At 50.6% G+C, this 17,444-nt stretch carries 16 protein-coding genes; 1 reads left to right on the top strand and 15 read right to left on the bottom strand.

What is annotated here, in order from left to right:
• Positions 1-589 precede the first annotated feature (589 nt).
• From avd to ACOQPU_RS22515, 8 genes are all read right to left on the bottom strand, one after another.
• Entirely contained in the window at positions 590-943 is a 354-nt protein-coding gene (gene avd, locus ACOQPU_RS22550; protein ID WP_420642090.1) for a diversity-generating retroelement protein Avd, read from the bottom strand.
• The gene (locus tag ACOQPU_RS22545) at positions 936-2,003 is read right to left on the bottom strand and encodes a reverse transcriptase domain-containing protein (RefSeq protein ID WP_420642089.1); all 1,068 of its coding nucleotides are present in this window, start codon (positions 2,001-2,003) and stop codon (positions 936-938) included. Before ACOQPU_RS22545 ends, avd begins: the two co-directional genes overlap by 8 nt.
• 83 nt (positions 2,004-2,086) lie before the next feature.
• Entirely contained in the window at positions 2,087-5,113 is a 3,027-nt protein-coding gene (locus ACOQPU_RS22540) for an NACHT domain-containing protein (protein WP_420642088.1), read from the bottom strand.
• 67 nt (positions 5,114-5,180) lie between these two features.
• The gene (locus tag ACOQPU_RS22535) at positions 5,181-5,336 is read right to left on the bottom strand and encodes a hypothetical protein (RefSeq protein ID WP_420642087.1); all 156 of its coding nucleotides are present in this window, start codon (positions 5,334-5,336) and stop codon (positions 5,181-5,183) included.
• Entirely contained in the window at positions 5,336-5,578 is a 243-nt protein-coding gene (locus ACOQPU_RS22530) for a FitA-like ribbon-helix-helix domain-containing protein (protein WP_420642086.1), read from the bottom strand. The genes ACOQPU_RS22535 and ACOQPU_RS22530 overlap by 1 nt, the downstream gene beginning before the upstream one ends.
• Before the next feature lie 141 nt (positions 5,579-5,719).
• Entirely contained in the window at positions 5,720-6,934 is a 1,215-nt protein-coding gene (lgt, locus tag ACOQPU_RS22525) for a prolipoprotein diacylglyceryl transferase (RefSeq protein WP_420642085.1), read from the bottom strand.
• The gene (locus tag ACOQPU_RS22520; protein WP_420642084.1) at positions 6,927-7,577 is read right to left on the bottom strand and encodes a CDP-alcohol phosphatidyltransferase family protein; all 651 of its coding nucleotides are present in this window, start codon (positions 7,575-7,577) and stop codon (positions 6,927-6,929) included. The genes lgt and ACOQPU_RS22520 overlap by 8 nt, the downstream gene beginning before the upstream one ends.
• Positions 7,578-7,636: 59 nt before the next feature.
• Positions 7,637-8,893 (bottom strand): alkaline phosphatase family protein, encoded by a 1,257-nt coding sequence (locus ACOQPU_RS22515; RefSeq protein ID WP_420642083.1) that lies wholly within the window; start codon positions 8,891-8,893, stop codon positions 7,637-7,639.
• Positions 8,894-8,975: 82 nt separating this feature from the next.
• Between ACOQPU_RS22515 and ACOQPU_RS22510 the strand changes: the two genes are divergently transcribed.
• On the top strand, positions 8,976-9,659 hold the full coding sequence (locus ACOQPU_RS22510; protein WP_420642082.1) for a TIGR00266 family protein: 684 nt from the start codon (positions 8,976-8,978) through the stop codon (positions 9,657-9,659).
• Positions 9,660-9,792: 133 nt separating this feature from the next.
• Here ACOQPU_RS22510 and atpF read toward each other — a convergent pair whose 3' ends face one another.
• The 7 genes from atpF to ACOQPU_RS22475 all read right to left on the bottom strand — a co-directional run bounded on the left by atpF (position 9,793) and on the right by ACOQPU_RS22475 (position 17,411).
• Positions 9,793-10,497: a F0F1 ATP synthase subunit B gene (gene atpF, locus ACOQPU_RS22505; protein ID WP_420642081.1), complete on the bottom strand. Its 705-nt coding sequence runs from the start codon at positions 10,495-10,497 to the stop codon at positions 9,793-9,795.
• Positions 10,498-10,541: 44 nt separating this feature from the next.
• On the bottom strand, positions 10,542-10,790 hold the full coding sequence (atpE, locus tag ACOQPU_RS22500; protein WP_420642080.1) for an ATP synthase F0 subunit C: 249 nt from the start codon (positions 10,788-10,790) through the stop codon (positions 10,542-10,544).
• A 131-nt stretch (positions 10,791-10,921) separates the two neighbouring features.
• Positions 10,922-12,133, bottom strand: coding sequence for a F0F1 ATP synthase subunit A (locus ACOQPU_RS22495; RefSeq protein WP_420642079.1), 1,212 nt, complete (start codon positions 12,131-12,133; stop codon positions 10,922-10,924).
• Positions 12,130-12,444 carry an AtpZ/AtpI family protein gene (locus ACOQPU_RS22490; RefSeq protein WP_420642078.1) on the bottom strand — a complete coding sequence of 105 codons (315 nt, stop codon included), beginning with the start codon at positions 12,442-12,444 and terminating at the stop codon, positions 12,130-12,132. The genes ACOQPU_RS22495 and ACOQPU_RS22490 overlap by 4 nt, the downstream gene beginning before the upstream one ends.
• A gap of 91 nt (positions 12,445-12,535) precedes the next feature.
• The gene (locus ACOQPU_RS22485; protein WP_420642077.1) at positions 12,536-14,113 is read right to left on the bottom strand and encodes an NADH-quinone oxidoreductase subunit N; all 1,578 of its coding nucleotides are present in this window, start codon (positions 14,111-14,113) and stop codon (positions 12,536-12,538) included.
• Positions 14,114-15,754, bottom strand: coding sequence for a complex I subunit 4 family protein (locus tag ACOQPU_RS22480; protein ID WP_420642076.1), 1,641 nt, complete (start codon positions 15,752-15,754; stop codon positions 14,114-14,116).
• Between the two features lie 43 nt (positions 15,755-15,797).
• Entirely contained in the window at positions 15,798-17,411 is a 1,614-nt protein-coding gene (locus ACOQPU_RS22475) for a hypothetical protein (RefSeq protein WP_420642075.1), read from the bottom strand.
• Positions 17,412-17,444 lie beyond the last annotated feature (33 nt).

Genomic DNA, 17,444 nt, shown 5'->3' with positions numbered 1-17,444 from the left:
AGTCCCGTAAATATCTGCAAATGCCAAGATCATCCTCAAGACTTTTGAAATCTGCGCGACGTATGAGATTGTAAATCAAAACGTCCCACTTTCACTGGGAAAAGATACCTGATTCGCTACTTTTTCATCGACAGTTTAGGCAATAAATCTGACGGCTCCACTTTGGGGTACAGACGGTTCCCGCCATCTGGCTGCGGACGGCGTCCCGCCGCTCCGCCTACTTTGCATTTTCAGCGACAAGTTGGCAAAAGTTTGGTGGCTCTGCTAACGTTCGCAACTGCTCGCTACCAGAGAGCAGAGCCAGAAACTTAATCAGCTCCAGGAGCTGCACCGGTTTGGGGCAAAACCGGCAGCGTGCGGGTACATCTCTCAAACCTCGGCCTTGCTTGCCACCAAACAAAGCATTTCCGGCACCCAAAAGAGAGAGGTTCGGCAACCCGAAATCCGACGTTGTTGTTCCTGTTGTCGGGATTGTTGTTGTTCCGGTACGCGGCGCGGCTGTTCCTCTGATTGTTGTTGAACGCGCCCCCGCGCAAGCTGTCCCCAGGCTGGTTACCCAACCCGCACGCTACATTTCAGCAAGCAATCTTCACCTGCCGCCAATGCCTTGTTTTTTCTTCCAGCCACCCAGCAAACGACCAATTTCATCAATGAGGCGGCTGGCATGTTCATAACTGCCCGGCTTGAGTAGTTCCAAATCACGCGCAAGGCGAATTTTGTAGCGTAACAATGTTAATTCAATGTCCGCCTGACTTAAATGGTTTATTTTGTCACGATTGCTGGCTAGCTTTGCAGCAGATACTAAATGTTTTTGCAGCAAAAAAGCGTTTTCTTGAGTGGGTAATGCCAGGCTAAAACGATATTCTCGTGAATATTTTGTGGTGGTGGGCAGCAGCCAGCGCAGCAGATCATACAGTTTGGCAAAAACCGGGGATTCACTCATGAGTCGGTATCGGACGTTGCCAAAATAGCTTGGCGCGCAGCCGCCAGGTATTGCCGTGGGCGGCGTGGGCATTCCAACTGATGAGCGATGGCTTGATGTCGGTAAACGTTAGCTCGCCACGCCGAATGGCCCGCCGCTGCTGGCGGAAGCGGCGCAAAAAGGAACGCACGTTGCGCCGCAGCAGCAGCCGCTGGGTGGCAAAAAGCTGGAAGCCTAAAAATGGCAGTCCGTTGCTCACCGGAAAGACCACGCTTTTTTCGGGATGGATTGTGAGTCGCAGTGTGGCTAAATAATCCTCAATGGCGGCGCGCCAATGGTGCAAAACTGCCTTGTCATCATGGAAAAGTAAAAAGTCATCTACGTAGCGCACGAAAGCCTGGCACTTTAGGTCGCGTTTAATGAAATGATCCATTGGGTTTAGATAGACGTTGGCCCAAAATTGGGAGGTTTGGTTGCCAATTGGCAAGCCGCGTGGGCGGGTTGCGGCAAACAGATCGTCGCCAGGAAAGTAGCGCTGGCGGTATTGGTCTGCCAAAATGCCTTCACCCCCGGTAATAATCTGGTCGATGAGCCAGCGGGTGTCGGTACAAGCGATGTGACGAAACAATATTTGGCGCAAGATGGCGTGGTCGATGGCTGGAAAAAAGGTTTCGATGTCACATTTCAGAACATACGGATAGCGGCGCACAAACGACTGCGCCCGATCCAGAGCGCGGTGCGTGCCTTTGCCAACGCGGTTGGCGTAGCTGTCGAAGATGAATTTGGGTTCGTAGCGCGGTTCCAGGACGTTGCACAGCGCATGATGCACCACGCGATCCCGAAACGGAGCGGCGCTGATCTTGCGCTTTTTGCTGTCTTGAATGAAGAAGCTGCGGTAGGGGCCAGGGCGGTATGTTTTGTCTTGTAGCTCCCGCTGAAGTTGAAACAGTTCGCTTTCAGCGTTGAATTCAAAGGCAGATACGGCGGGTTTTTGCCGCTTGCCTTTGCGGGCTTTGCGCCAGGCATCGTCCAAATTGGCAAAGCTGGTGATTTGCGGGTAAAGATTTTTGAAAGTTTTCACGCAAATTCCTGATCGTAGAGCAATTTTGCAAAATTGCCCTACAAAATTTTTGGCGATCTCTGCGCCCATGGGCGCAGAGAATTTTATTGGGGTCCAATCTTAACCGAGAAAAGATTTTTGGGAAGGATTTTTAGAAAACAGAAAAAGACAGAAAACAGAACCCAGAACTCAGGAGCCAGAAATGGAGAGATGTTCGGCAACCCGAAAGCCGACGAGGTCGCCCCTGAGGCCGGGAATCGACGTAGTACCGGAACGCGGCGCGGCTGTACCCTCCGATTGAGGTCGAACGCGCCCCCGCGCAAGCAACGACGGCCCTCAGCTTCAATCTCGGCTAAATACGGCCGTTCCTTAAAAGGATACTCTTCATATACCGTACTGCACCATTCCAAAACGTTGCCACACATATCAAACGCCCCATACGGGGATTTGCCAGCCGGAAAAATGCCCACCGCCGACGGCCAGTTAATATTGGAACCACTCCAGTTCAGATTTTCTGGCTGCCATTCGTCACCCCAGGGGTAAATAAGCCCTTGCGTGCCTCGCGCCGCTTTTGCCCACATTGCCTCGCTGGGTAACCTGAAATCCCGCTCGGTGGTAGCCTTTAGCCAGTTGCAGTACGCCACCGACTCATACCAGCTTACGCCCACCACCGGTTGGTTGGCCTGGTTCAACCGCGCATCCTCGCGATAGCGTGGCTCCTGCCAACCTTGCTTTTCTTTTTCTGCCCAACCAGCTTTTGTCCAGTAACTTTCATTTTCGTACCCGCCATCAGCCACAAAATGGGCAAATTGGGCATTGGTTACTGGATACTTACCAATTTTGTAAGTTGACAATGCCACCTCATCTTGTGGCATTTCTCTATCAAAGGCATCACTATCTTTTTGTTTATCGCTACCCATCAAAAAAGGTCCAGCAGGCACTTCCACCATCTCCGGCACAACGCAAGCCACATCTAGCCGCGTTTCGCCCAAAAAGGCTAACGATGCCCCCGCAATGGCCCGTTCTGTGGCGGGCATGTGGGGGCTCGCCATAAAGCGTTCCAAGCCCGTTTGCACTCGCTGGCGCAGCCTTTGGTTGCGCAAATTGAGCGTGGCTTGTGGGTCTATCGTCTCGTGCAGCATCTGCCCCGCTAGCTGACGCCCCCACAGGTCAGCTTCATCATTCAGGTCATCGGTGTAATTGCTCAGTGCATCCACCAAATTCCAAACGCGGTTAGCCCCCTCCATTGCCGCTGCCAGCAGCAGCACCTCACGCCAGGTGTTCGGTGCCATTCGCGCCATCTGCGGCACAGAGTCAGGATAACCAGAGTTCACGTTGTAAATAAAGTGGCAAGCAGCCAAATATTCCTGAAAAGTGCGGTGAGGGAACGTGTAAACGGCATCCCCTCGCGCAGCAATCAACCCGGCTCGGTCGCGCAAATATTTCTCTAGCTGACGCGGGTTAAAGTTGGGATTGTTGGAGAGCGCACCTAGCTCATCTAGCAGCTTCTTTTGGGGAATATCGGCAGTTTGTTCTCTGTCCCCCTGCTCCACGTGGGCTTCATACGCCAGTTTGTTAAGCACATCGCGTACTTTGGTGCGATCTGTTTTGAGCCATTCCACAAGGCTGGGCTGCATCTCGGTTTCCTTTTCGCCATCCCACACCCGCTGTCGCCGTTCCCAGCGATTCAGCAGCAAATCTACCGAATCTTCATACAGTTCCTGGCGGTCGCTGGGCAGTTCACCCCGCCGCCAGGCGTGCAAGCTAGCCATGAGGGTTAGCAAAAGAGGGCGCACGGCCAGCTCATACAGATTTTTCTGGCTCAAAATGGCATCTTTTAGCGTTTGCGCGCGATTGGCTGCCCACCCCTCAGGATGGTTGCGCCGCCCTGCCGTATAGGCATACCAGCCATCCACAAAGCGACGAATTTGCCCCACCGAAAAGGGCTGCAACACGGTCGCCCTAAACTGTTGGAGCTCCCATGCCTGTTTTTGGTAAGCATAGGTGCGGCTGGTAACAACGATGCGGCAATCTGGATATTTAAGGGCAAACGCATCTACTACCTCTTTTAGCTGTTGGCGTCGCTTATCAGCCTCTGGCACTTCATCCAACCCGTCGAGCAGCAGAATGGCCTTGCCCGCTTCAAACTGCGCTTTTAAAAAGGTCAGACAGTGGCTAAGTTCATCCTGCGCCAACTCTGCCTCCACAAAGCGCCACAAATGGTCTACGGTAGCGTGTTTGTTTGCGTCGGGCAAGCCACGGGCGGCAAAGTCACGCAAAATGATTCGCAAAGGTATCAGCGTGCCGTGCCCCCACGGTTGCCGTTCCTCTTGGTCATTGCCCTCATCGTCGGGCAAGGGAGCGGTCAGTAGTTGAAGCCCTTTGTCTTTGGCGTCGAGGGCTTCATACGTTAGGCACATCGCTACAAAGTTGATAAAGGTGCTTTTGCCGCTGCCAGGGTCGCCCAGCAGCACTAAGCGGGAATGCTGGTTTAATTGGGCCACAGCAGAAATACGCTTTTCGGGACGACCCAACCGTTCTGGCGACATCTCTTTTTCCGGGCTTTCCGGTTCGGCAGTCAACAAAGCCGTGTAAATTTGGTCCAGGTTGAGGGTGCCTTCGGCTTCATCTTCCGTGGCGTCGGGGTCTACGCCTTGGAGCGACAGTTGGCTCACTTCACGCTTCAGCCAGTCGAGATAGGCAAAGCGGCTATCGGCTACCGTCTCTTTTTTTTTAGCTGGGTCGGGAGGTGATTGTTGGCTTTCTTGCGCTATTTTTCTTTTTTCCAGGTCGTAGTCGCGTTTATCCTGGCGATCTTTATACTCGTATTCGAGTTTGGCTTTCTCCAACTCGTGATCGCGTACATCCTTGTTTTCCAGATGAGCATCGCGCCGTTCGCTTTCGCGGACTTTCCACTGCTGAAATTCCCAAATCAAGTAGACCAGCAAACCCACAAAAGGCAGCAGGTAAACAAGCAGAACAAATTCGTCAGGTATAAGAGCATTGCTTACGAAAACAAAAACCAAAAGTGCAAAGAATACAATAATAAACCGTATGGGTGGCTCCATATCTTTGACGCTTTCGACGGTTTTGCTGAGAAAATCTTGATTTTCTGGGGGCGACTGAGCCATATTTTTCTCCTGTTTGGCTGATTAGAGAAAGTATAAATGATTTACTGTGATTTTGCAGGAGAGAAAATTAGAGTGCCAAAGTCTCAATGCCGCTACCCGCCAACTTGCGGATTAAGGGCGGATCGGCTACCAGTTCAGAGAATAGTTGGTGGGCAGCGGCAGAACCTGTTTCATCCACAAACAGCTTGATACCAACGCTGGCATCAACAACAGAGTGGCCCATTAACGGCTCCTGCCTTCTCGTAATAGCGTGGTGCTATCTGGTGCGCCCACGGCGGCTGGCTTAAAAAAACGACGGCGGCGAATATTTTCTAATATTTCTGCTTGTTGATCGTCGCTTTCCTCCAGAGCAAAATCCAGCAACATAATGACTTCTGCGCTGAGTGAACGATTCTTGGACTGTGCCCGCTGCCGGATGCGCTCATAAAGTATTTCGGGAACATTCCTTACGTGTAGTGTAGGCATTGCGTTTATCCTTTTTACCTGGTTACCAGTGGTCAAATTATAAGTAAGGATGTTGCATAATGCACCATACCGAGCTGCGAACAAGACATTATTAAATTTCACGCAAAAACGCTAAGGCAAAAAATTTTGTTGGACGAGGTTTTAAAATGATTGGGAACGGCGCAATATTCTTCGCCGCACCACAATGGCCACTACCATGCTAAGCGCGACTAAGATGGAAACAAGCGTGGCCCAGGCGAGGGGCAGCTCTACGCCGCCGAGGGAGACAACGCGGCTGTCCAGGCGCACCGTTTCCAGCAGCGTACGGCCGATTGCATACATGATGAGGTAAACGGCCGTCATCTCCCCTGCCAATAACTTCTCCCGCCGCCGCCACAGCCAGATGAGCAAGCCAAAGGCGAGAAAGTTCCACAGCGATTCGTACAGGAAGGCAGGGTGGAAGGTGCTGAAATCGGCAAAAGCGGGCAGTCGGTTGACGGGATCGATGGTAATGGCCCAGGGGAGGTTGATGGGACGGCCGTACAGTTCCTGATTCATAAAGTTGCCCCAACGGCCAAACGCCTGCCCCAGTGCCACGCCCACGGCGGCCATGTCTGCCCAGGGTAGCAGGGGCAGCCGGTTGCGCCACGTAAAGTAGAGCAGCCCCAACGCCCCACCCGCCAAGCCACCGTAAATGCCCAGCCCGCCATTACGCAAGTTAAACAGCAGCTGCGGGTTACGGAAGTAGTCGGCAGGGGATTCAATGCCAAAGGCGGCCATGCTGGGGGATGGGGTAAACACATGGTACAGTCGCGCCCCAACCAGCCCCAAAATGAGGCAAATGAAGATGCCGTTCCAAACATACTCCGGGTTCCAGATACGCCAGGGGGCATCTTTTAGCCAATTGGAATCGAAGTTGGGCAATGCTGCCAGCCCGGTTTGCACTGCTTCCCGCTCGTCGTCTTTTAGGCGCAGGCTGCGCGGGTCGGTGCCCCACAGCAGCAGCAAATCGCCGACGGTTGGCACACCCTGTTTTTGTAGTTTGGCTTGGAGGGAGGTGGGGAGGGAAACGGCCGTTACCGGCAATTCAAGGTAATCTGGCGGGATGGTGACCAAAAAAGTGGCTCGCCAGCGTTCCCAGGCTAGCCGGGAAATGACGTACGCGCCCAGACCAATCCCCGCAACGATGATGATGCCGTACCAATAAACCGGCAATCCCAGAACAAAAAAGGCTTCCGCCGCTGGCATTTGGCTCGTCCACAAGTGAGCTATGAATAGCCCAGCCAAGCCTATCGCCCAAGCGACGATAATAATCCAATAAAGCTCAATTTTGGGACGACGCAATAATTTAGGTGTGGCTCCCCTGGCTTCACTCATTGCTCAAAGGTGAATCGTCTGGCGTGCCATATTCCTGCCGCCAAACGGTGAACATGCGCTGGCCCAGGGTAATGTAGGTGGCAATCGCCAAAATAATCATGGCTATATCAGGCAAGTTAAAGAATAGGAGAGTGATCATGACAAAATACCGCTCGACGCGGCTGGCAATGCCCACTTTGCATTCGTAACCCAATGCCTCTGCGCGAGCGCGAGCGTAGCTCACCATGATCGAGCCAGTAATGGCCAGATAGGTGACCCCCAACATCAGCGCATTTTCTGAGTTCATGTAAAACAGGATGAAACCGCCAAACAAGATGATTTCGGCCAATCGATCCAGCGTGGAATCCAGAAAGGCACCAAAGCCCCCTTGCTTGCGCCCCAGTTTTCGGGCCAAGGCACCATCAAAAGCATCCAGCGGCGCAATGAAAAACATAGCAATGGCTGCCCAAGTCATTTGGCCTGTGGCGATGAGCCAGGCAAATAAAAAGTGGGATAACATGCCAACTACGGTGAGCGCATCGGGTGAGAAGCGGTACCGCGCCAGATGTTCCACGATGGGATCAATAATAAATTTGGTGTTGGCCCGCATGAAGTCGGTCAACGTTTTGCGCTCTTTTATCGGCGGTACCGTCTTTGTGTCCATAAAATCTCCTGCGCGGATGCTATCTAAACTGCCTTCACCTGTCAAGAATCGGGCGTACCTTACCAGCCATCGAGCCGGAAGCCTAGCCAGGGAACCTGCATTTCGGCGTGGGTGAGGCCACCGTGTCGCCCAATCATTTTATGCGCCCACTCGCGCTCGACCTCACTAAACAGCGTGTACCCGCCGCGCATAATCACAATCACATCTCCCAAGCGATCGGCAACATTGGCCGCAAATGGTTCCGGCCCCAACAGTCCCGCTTGCAGTGCAGCTTGGGCGGGAACGGCCGTCATCGCGTGACCTAACTTGGTGTTGATGTAATCCATCGTCGCCTCGCGGCAACCATGTTTGGTGTACAGATACAGTACGCGCGGCTCCCCGGTCGGTCGCATAAACAGCATTTGCTCAAGCTGGGGGTGATCCGACAGGAAGATTTGGTGGGAAAGCGGCGTTAGCTCTTGCCCGTGATCGGCCACGATGAAGAAAGCAGTATCTTGCCGCGCCGCGTCGGTCAACGCATCAAAAAATTCTGTCTGGAGCTGGTAAATGATAGCGCGGAGTTCGGCAGCAACGGGCGTTCCCTGCCAGGTATGATAATGACTAATGGTATCAATGCTAGGCCAGTACGCATTGATGAAAAGCGGTTCGCCAGCCCGTTTGTGCAGCAACTCACGCATTTGCACCAGCATATCAGCAAAGCTCACCATCCCAAACGATTCTGTCACGCCACGCCCGTGCATCTGGCTCAACACCGAGTTGGCAATCTCTTTGCCCTTAAACGCATAGGTTGGAATACCAACTTTGCCAAGCTGCTCACCTACGCCTGGATGCTGCAAAAAGGTTTCTGGATCAAGCCCCGCATCTACTAAAGCATCCTTCGCCTTGTAAAAAAGCGGCGAAAAATCCAGCATCCCCGCCGACACGGCAAATTCTGGGAAGAACAGCTTGAGCCCTACCAATCCGTGCTGTGCCGGAGCCGAACCAGTCCACAGACTGCTCAACGCCGCCACAGTAGTCGAGGGAAAAATGGAAGTGAGTTGGTTGGTGATGGTGGCGCGTTGAGAAACGGCCGTTACCAAATCTTGCCGCGCCTGAAATAAGTTCCAGCCAAAGCCATCTAGCGTCAGCAAAACCACCCGCTTCACACCACCTAGCGGTCGCCACATCACTTCTGGCAATGCCGAAAGCCCCGTCAATTGCACGCCCAGCATTTTAGCTATCGTCGCAGGCACATTGGCAATCGAACCATCGGCGTAATTGGGCAACGTAAATTCATCTGGAACGGGCAAAAATTGTGAAATATCATGCTTAATCATCGAAACCGCAACTCCCTTTCTATTTTTGCTATAATTTTGTGCATCAATCGTCAATCGACATAACCAAGTAAGGAGAGCTTTGATGCGTTATGAAATTAATGGAACAACCCTGCAAACACTAGATATTTTTCTAAAAAGCGGTGAATCCATCTTCACAGAGTCCGGCGGCATGGCCTGGATGAAAGGCAACGTAGAGATGAACACCAACACACGTGGTGGCTTACTCAAAGGGTTGGCCCGCAGCTTGTCCGGTGAATCGCTCTTTTTAACAACCTACACCGCCAAAGGGGATGAAAGCATGATTACGTTCACGCCTGAAGCCCCCGGCTCAATTTTGCCCGTTGTGCTGGGCAGCGGCGAAAGCCGTATCTGCCAAAAAGATGCCTTCATGGTCGCCGAAGATTCTGTTTCGCTGGAAATGCACTTCCGACGCAAATTAGGCAGTGGTTTATTTGGTGGCGAAGGGTTCATTTTGCAGAAGCTCACCGGCCCCGGCATTGCCTGGGTAGAAATTGCGGGCGAAGTGCGTGAATATTCATTACAAGCAGGAGAAACCATGCAGGTCGATCCAGGCCACATCGCCATGTATGAGCTATCCGTCAACTACGACATTCAGCGGGTAAAAGGTGTTAAAAATATGCTCTTTGGCGGTGAAGGGCTATTCTTGGCCACGCTTACCGGGCCAGGGCGCATTTGGTTGCAGAGCTTGCCGCTGTCTAATCTGGCATCCAAATTGATGCAATACATGCCCATCAAAACTGGCTAACATTTCAAGAAAAAAGCCAGGGGAGTCCCTGGCTTTTTTTCGGCTTATTAAGTTACGGCCGTTTCAAAACAGCCAGTTTCAGTTACAGAGAATCTCTCTACACTTAATTCTTCTCACATTTTAACGAGGGTGATTATTGCAAAGAATCGCGCATGGCACCCATGCGGGAAGCCACACTGCTATCAACAACCTTGTCCCCTACACGCACAACCAATCCGCCCAAAATGCTAGGATTTACCTTGAACGAAACTGAATCCAAGCCCAAGGCTTTCTTCACTTCAGCCTGTTCCGATTCTGTCAGCGGTAACGCACTGGTAACCTCACCAGCCGAACCAGACAGTTTTGCGGCATCTGCCGGAACTTTGGCAAAGAAGTCGGCAATGATAGCACGTTGGCGACTCTCATCGAGCGATTCGCCTACCAGCTTGTTGGCGGCAGCAATCGCAATTGAAGCAACCTGACCACGCAAGTCAGCCAAAATTTGATCACGCTCTGCTTCGGCATCCGCCGCCGCAGCTTCCTTGATACCCTTAGCTTCTTCGCGAGCCTGTGCCAAAATGCCGTTGGCCTGATTTTCCGCCTGTACCGTTGCGTCCTGACGCACCTTATTTGCTTCGGCGCGTGCCTCATCCAGAATTTTCTTGACGTCGGCATCAGCGTTATCACGGGCAATGGCAGCCTGACGGGCATCTTCCAGCCCCTTGGCAATTTTTGCTTTACGTTCATCAAGTACCCGCAACAACGGTTTGTAAACCAAACCAGTCAGCAACAGTATCAGTGAACCGATACCAAAGATTTGCATCAAGAGGTACCCTAAATTAATGCCTAATGCTTCCATTTGTTTATCCTTCCTTCGACTCTAGGCCGCTCTATTTATTCGTTTTAGAGTACGAACAGAATAATCAAAGCCACAACCAGTGCGTAAATGGCAACCGCCTCAGCAAAGGCAATACCCAGAATCATGTTTGTCTGAATGTTACCACCTGCGTCAGGGTTCCGAGCAATACCTTGCACAGCACCACTTACCAAGATACCGATACCGGCACCGGCACCAATAGCACCAAACATAGCCAGGCCTGCACCAATTGCTTTAAGACCAGTTACCAATTCTATAGCAGCTGCTTGATCCATAATGTTATATCCTCCAGGAAATTTTCTTCTTTTCTGTTTGGCAAAGATATGGATGATTCCAAAATCTTTATTGTTTACAAGACAAAATTAAAATTAAGCTGCGGACAATGCCGCAGCCTGAGTTTTATATATTAATGATGATCGTCGTCACCATGACCGTGGCTCTCAGTTGCACTAACCATGAAGATGAGCATGAGCAAGCCAAAGACGGCCGCTTGAATCAACCCCACAAAGAATTCCAAGCCAAAGAATGCCATGTTGGCTATTGGCAACAGGAACGCCATGACGAAGAGAAGCACCATACCGGCAAACAAGTTACCCAAAAGACGGAAGGCAAATGAGATAATCTTGGAAATTTCACTGATTAGCTCAAGAAAGCCAACCACGGGATCAATCGCTTTAATAGGATTCTTGGCTACCTGTGCCCCAAAACCTTTCCCTATGAAGGGGAAGAACTTTGCCAGATAGTCGCGCGCACCCAAATACTTGAAGCCGTAATACTGCACCATAACCATCGCGATGAGGGCGAAGGCAAGTGTATAGTTCAAATCAGTGGCACCAGGGCGGAAGATGGGGACAATCGTCCAGTCAGCCGCCTCTTTGCTGTACCCTACAGGGCGGCCTTTGTTGTCCTCTTCTAGTTCCGCATCATCTGTGGCGTTACTTTTGCGAATGAGTAAGCTGCCAACGCGCAAATCTCCTTTGTTTTCCTCATCAAATTCGTGTTCAAGCTCATGCAGAATTTCTTCTTCTGTCTCATGACTCAAGTGCCCGTCTTCCAGGTGCATCTCGAAACCAAAGCGCGCTTCTAAACCTGCAAGATAATCTTCGACTTCACCATCAGCTTCTGCCTCAGCTAATCCGTCCTCGATTACTTTGATTTCTTGCTCAGCAAAAAAGTGGGGCTTGTGCTCCCAAAAACCAACGCTATCCCAGCCTGGAATCAAACCCATCCAGTTGGTAATCAGAATGATCAAGATGAAAGACATAAACCAGGGGAAGAAATCTTTTACCTTGGGGCCAGCAATATTCTCAGCAAAGTTATAAGCACCTTCGATGAGCATCTCGAAGAAGTTATAAAAACCAGTGGGAACTTCATCGGCCGTTCGCGAACCTGCTCGTAACACAAGTGCGAGTATGATAACGATGATCCAAGCGAACAAAGCCGAAGCAAATGTATTGGTCATGCCGCCCAAAACTGTACCGATAAACGGCCAATCTTTTGTCCCTGGCCATATTTCACCCGGCAGCTGAATAAACGGCCGTACCGGGCTCAAAAATGGCACAGCAGAAAGGACGATCATGCCAATAACAAACAAGAGAATAATATATCGTTTTTTCATGTTTGTTTTTCTTCCTCTTGTGCGAGTTGTTCTTCTTGTGTCTGGGCTTTCTTAGCAGCATCTAGCTGTCGCTGCATACGCATTTGCATACGCAGGCCAATTTGTATCATGGCAAAAAGCGTCACTGGAAAGCTGCCAACCAAAAAAACAATGGTGAGGATATTTCCGGTATCAAAGAGACGATCCAGGAGGTAGCCCGCACCAAAAGCCAAACCAATCACTATGACAGCCGCAGCAGACATCATGCAACCAATTTGGCTGGCCATATTAACCATTACGGCCGTTTGGTTTAACTGCGAATTTTCAGACACAATTTACTTTTATTAATATGCGCGAGCTTGCGCATTATATCACAATCAAACATTGGAGCAACGCAAAATTGCTCCGTTTTCTCTGGTTTGGTTACCCACCAAACCCAACAAGCGAAAAGAACGAAACGGCCGCTTCACGGGTCAATTCAAACGCTGGCCCGGCATACACACCTAAGTAAATAATAGCGGCCGTTGACACACCCAACCCGACCCATGCACCTCTGGAAACCGGGATTGCCACATCCTGCTGATCAGAATCGTACAAGTACATATATTTGATCACGTTCAGATAGTAATAAAGTGCCACAAAAGCGTTCAAAATGCCTATCATGGCCAGCCACCAGTAACCTGCATCGACGGCCGCTTTGAAAATGAAAAACTTGCCCAAGAACCCAGCCGTTGGCGGAATGCCTCCCAACGACAGCAGCGCAAACAGCATCACCAAAGCTAGATATGGTGACCGCTTGTTTAGGCCATACAAATCTTCCATCTGTTCCGAGTTGGACACATTACTGATAATGATAATCACGCCAAAGGCAGCCACGTTGGTAAACACGTACATCAGCAAATAGAACATCGTTGCGCCGGAGCCATCAGGCGTTAACGTTACCAAGCCGATCATGGCGTAACCCGCTTGCGCCACACTAGAGTAAGCCAAAAGACGCTTGATGTTGCGCTGGTAAATGGCCGCAAAGTTACCTATCGTCATGGTGATGATGCACATGGAAACCAACATGGGCCACCACGCCGTCCCCTGCCCTGGCTGCCCTGTTGCACTTGGGATAAAGTTCAACATGCCGGAGGTAAATACGCGCATAAACACAGCAAATCCCGCTGCTTTGGAGGCGGTGGACACAAATGCTGTAAACGGCGTTGGGCTACCCTCATAAACATCTGGCGTCCAAAAGTGGAATGGAACGGCCGAAATCTTAAAACCAAACCCCACAATAATCATTGCTGCCGCAATCAACAAAACGGCGTTGATATTTTGAATATCAGCTACCATTTGCAAATTGCCCTGACTTTCAGCAAGTTCAGCGGTGGGAATCCGAACAACCATATCACCAATGAGATATAGATTTGTCTGGCCAGTGAGACCGTAAACCAGACTCATGCCATACAGCATCAACCCGGTTGCGAAAGCACCGTAGACAAAATACTTCATGCCAGCTTCAGGCGAGCGATCTTCTGTCTTGGCAAAGCCAGCCAATACGTAAGACGAAATACTGGCCATTTCCAGGCCAATATACAGCATGATGAGATCAGCAGAAGCCCCCATGAGGCTAAAGCCCATCGTCGCCATAATGAGCAAGGCGTAATACTCAATGGTCTGTAATCGCTTTACATCCAAAGAAATGAGGCTAGTGGTAATCAAGGCGGATAAGAAAATCACCCTGAATACCATCGTTATCAAGTCATGCCGGATCATACCGCCCCAAATGAGCGACTCGCCCAGGCTTGCTTGTGTATTCGGCTCTCCGGCAAAGAACCACAGCCCAAGTGTGCCTAACAAGAGAACCAAAGCACCCCAGGCTGTCATGAGGCCAACGTTACGTTGTCTATCAGATGACAAAACACGACTGTAAACTTGAACAGCCACAAGCAAGATAGCCAGGCCAATTTCTGGGGCAAGTGCCAAGTACCAGGAAAGTGTTGGTTCTATGCTCACTTATGCACCTCCCAACCATTGCATCAGATTGTGTGCCCCATCCCATAGGTTATGAGCACCAACCTGTACTGTGTCCAAAATTGTGAATGCTTGTTGTGCTTCTTGCAAACGCGCCACCACTGGCTGTACCCCAGACTCCACCATCGGTACGATGATTTGAGGGTAGACGCCAATGACAATCAAAATGACCACGAACCCTGCCATCGTCAACTTGTCAATTGACAGGCTGGGGCGCATGTCGTGCCATTTTTCTGCATCGTACTCACCAAAGAATACCTTGCTAACCGCACGCAGGACGTATGCGGCCGTAATCACAATGGCGGGTGCAGATAGAATGGCAATCCAGCGATAGTAATTGGCCGGATTCAGCGCAAAGGCCGTGCCCGTAAGGCCCAAACCATTGCCTTCCCAAACCCCTAGGAAGATGGGGAATTCGGCCACAAAGCCAGAAAGGCCCGGCATACCCATGGAGACCAAACCGCCAATGATAAAGGCAACTGCACCCCAAGGCAGCACTTTGGCCATCCCGCTGAGATCATCCATGTTGCGGGTGTGGGCACGGTCATACACCATACCTACCACAGAAAAGAAGAGTGCAGTCATTATGCCGTGGCTCACCATCTGCACACCTGCACCGATGAAGCCATTCATGTTCATGGCGGCAAAACCCATCGCCACTAAACCCATGTGGCTGACGCTTGAGTAACCAATGAGGTACTTCATATCCCGCTGGCGCATGGCGATAAGGGAACCGTACAGCACGTTAATGAGGGTGAGCAAGATAATGAAGGGCATCCAGTACACGGTGCCTTCGGGCAAAATCTGGATACCGACGCGCATGGAAGCGTAGGCACCCAACTTCATCAAGACACCGGCATGAATCATGGATACGGCCGTTGGCGCAGCCACGTGCCCATCTGGAGACCAGTTGTGGAAGGGGAAAGTACCCGCCAATACCGCAAACCCCAAAAACAACGGCAAGAACCAGATGATTTGCAAATTGGTGGCAAAATCAGCCTCAGCCCAAACCCGCAGGTCAAATGTGGGTTCCGGCAGTTGGAAGTACAACACCAGGAAAGCGATAAAGGAAACAAAACTGCCAATGAGCAGATAAAGCGTCAGCTTCATGGCCGCATATTCGCGCCGCTCCTTCCAGCCCCAGATGACAATCATGACATACATGGGCAGCACAGCCAGCTCGTAGAAGAAGAAGAGCAAGAAGGCATCTACCGCCACAAAAACGCCTTGTACACCCGCTACCAACAGCATGAAGAAAGCAAAAAATTCGCGTGGCCGATCCTCAATGCTCCAAGAAATGAGCGTCCCGCCCACGCCAACAATGGCTGTCAGGAACACCAGCGTCGCACTTAAGCCATCAACGCCTAAAAAGTAGTTGATACCAATGCTAGGAATCCAGGCGTGTTCTTCGACAAATTGCAGCGTATTTTCCCACTGCGTCCCCCCCGCTGGCAGATTCGCATTGTAGAAAAAGTAGACATAGGCTGACAAAATCAGGCCGATAATCATGGCTGCCAGCGCCAACATGCGCGCATTTTCCCCGCGCTCTTTGGGCAGCATGAGGATAATGATAGCAGCCGCTATTGGAGACAGCGTAATGATTGATAAAAAGGGAAATTCCATACGTTAATCCTATCAGAAAGTAAATAAATCCTGTAGAAATTGTCTACGGATAACCGCCTGGGGTTGGCGATGGCATAGGTGTCGGAACCGGATAGCCACCCGGTGGTAATGGGTTTGAAGGTGGTGCCATCATACTTCCGCCACTGCCATTCATAACAAGGGGCAAATTAACCGTTGAACAATTTTCTGGTGCAGTAACATTAATGGTTTCAGAAATAATTGTGGAGCTATTACCTACAGAATTTATAGCACGCACATCAACTGTATACACACCACTTTCACAAATTAAAGGTTCAAAAAAGTAATCCTCTTGCGAGGTGTCAAAACTACCATCTTGCGGCTGTGCCTCTGCCCAACCCCCGTTATCCACACGATACTGCACCGAGACAACCTCATTGATGGTGACATCTGGATAGGCAGGTCGCCAGGATTCAGACGTTGGCAAAGCCGAAGGCCAGGGAATGTCTTGGGCCGAACCTGTGAAAGTACGATCCGCATTGGGATTGGTGGGTGGCGTCAGCGTGTGCACAGGAATTGTATCTATGGGGTCTGGTATTGTGTCTCCATCTGAATCAAACCAACCAACATGCCCCACAGTAAATTGATGAATCACACTTTGATTGATGCCTGTACTAGAACCTTGTGGTGATGTCATTAAACTATTACCTTCTGATAAGCCACAAGAAAATAAAGGTACATTTGCTCCACAATTTTGATTTTCAAAACCCAGATAGCCAAATGGGGTGGTGCAGCTAGGCAAATTTGGTGGAGCTTGACAATGATTACTAGGAGATTCATCAGGTGCTCCAAAAATATGCCCGATTTCATGGGCGGCTACACCATCAATAAAATTATAGCCAAATCCGTTGTTAACAGTATTCATACCCACAAATGGACCAGCCAAATATGCCCATGCAGCGACACCAAACGAAATACCACCACAATTCACATTACCAAATAGGCCGTCAGAATCATGACTGGCATCCGCTACAAAAATAGTAAATGCCCAATCTGTATCGTATTGATCACGTAAATCATTGTTGAACTGTCGCACTTCCATTAAATAGGTATTGCCACCAGAGAAATCATCGTAGCCCATATTGGCCATCAAATCATCAATCCATACCCCTTCATCACCACATAAAACATTGTTCCCGCCGGGAATTTCTATTGGTTCATAGCCAGTTGTCACCAAACGCGGAGAATCAGATGTTAATTGAAAAGAGAGATGGGAACCAACGCCTGCTTCGGCTGCTTTCTGTTCCCACCAATCAAGGGCAATCTGTATTTCGTTGACCACATGGTTTATATCATTTGTCGTCCAGCCTGCCTGCGTACAGGGAGCCAATGTGCCGTCACAGTTGGGCAAAATAATAGCTACAGCCACAGACCCTACCATAAAATCTGAGGTGCGATCCCAGCCCGGTGCTTGCCCGCCCGTGGGTCGCGCTGCAGCTTCATTCCTCTCTAGCTGCTGAATATCAGCTGGTATAGTTAACGCATCCCCTCCCAGAAAGGTTGTTTGGGAGGGTGGCGTAGCTGTTGGCGAATTGGGCGGCGTTGGTGTGACACGCGGACGCCCTCGTCCTTCCCGTGTTGCTCCAACAAGGAAAAGATTAAGCAATATAAATATCAAAAAAACGCCCAATATGCCCATCGGCATACCTCGCCTCCGATTAAACACAAACCC

Source organism: Candidatus Leptofilum sp. (assembly GCF_965223285.1).
Taxonomy (GTDB): domain Bacteria; phylum Chloroflexota; class Anaerolineae; order Promineifilales; family Promineifilaceae; genus Leptofilum.
Note: the sequence above shows the minus strand (reverse complement) of the source record. Positions and strands in the feature narration are given on the sequence as shown.

What these genes read in the sequence shown, in the direction of transcription:
- ACOQPU_RS22510 (WP_420642082.1), top strand. Translation starts at nt 8,976, where the DNA reads ATGCGTTATGAAATTAATGGAACAACCCTGCAAACACTAGATATTTTT.
- avd (WP_420642090.1), bottom strand. Translation starts at nt 943, where the DNA reads ATGAGTGAATCCCCGGTTTTTGCCAAACTGTATGATCTGCTGCGCTGG.
- ACOQPU_RS22475 (WP_420642075.1), bottom strand. Translation starts at nt 17,411, where the DNA reads ATGGGCATATTGGGCGTTTTTTTGATATTTATATTGCTTAATCTTTTC.
- ACOQPU_RS22495 (WP_420642079.1), bottom strand. Translation starts at nt 12,133, where the DNA reads ATGAAAAAACGATATATTATTCTCTTGTTTGTTATTGGCATGATCGTC.
- ACOQPU_RS22520 (WP_420642084.1), bottom strand. Translation starts at nt 7,577, where the DNA reads ATGGACACAAAGACGGTACCGCCGATAAAAGAGCGCAAAACGTTGACC.
- ACOQPU_RS22535 (WP_420642087.1), bottom strand. Translation starts at nt 5,336, where the DNA reads ATGGGCCACTCTGTTGTTGATGCCAGCGTTGGTATCAAGCTGTTTGTG.
- atpF (WP_420642081.1), bottom strand. Translation starts at nt 10,497, where the DNA reads ATGGAAGCATTAGGCATTAATTTAGGGTACCTCTTGATGCAAATCTTT.
- atpE (WP_420642080.1), bottom strand. Translation starts at nt 10,790, where the DNA reads ATGGATCAAGCAGCTGCTATAGAATTGGTAACTGGTCTTAAAGCAATT.
- lgt (WP_420642085.1), bottom strand. Translation starts at nt 6,934, where the DNA reads ATGAGTGAAGCCAGGGGAGCCACACCTAAATTATTGCGTCGTCCCAAA.
- ACOQPU_RS22515 (WP_420642083.1), bottom strand. Translation starts at nt 8,893, where the DNA reads ATGATTAAGCATGATATTTCACAATTTTTGCCCGTTCCAGATGAATTT.
- ACOQPU_RS22540 (WP_420642088.1), bottom strand. Translation starts at nt 5,113, where the DNA reads ATGGCTCAGTCGCCCCCAGAAAATCAAGATTTTCTCAGCAAAACCGTC.
- ACOQPU_RS22480 (WP_420642076.1), bottom strand. Translation starts at nt 15,754, where the DNA reads ATGGAATTTCCCTTTTTATCAATCATTACGCTGTCTCCAATAGCGGCT.
- ACOQPU_RS22530 (WP_420642086.1), bottom strand. Translation starts at nt 5,578, where the DNA reads ATGCCTACACTACACGTAAGGAATGTTCCCGAAATACTTTATGAGCGC.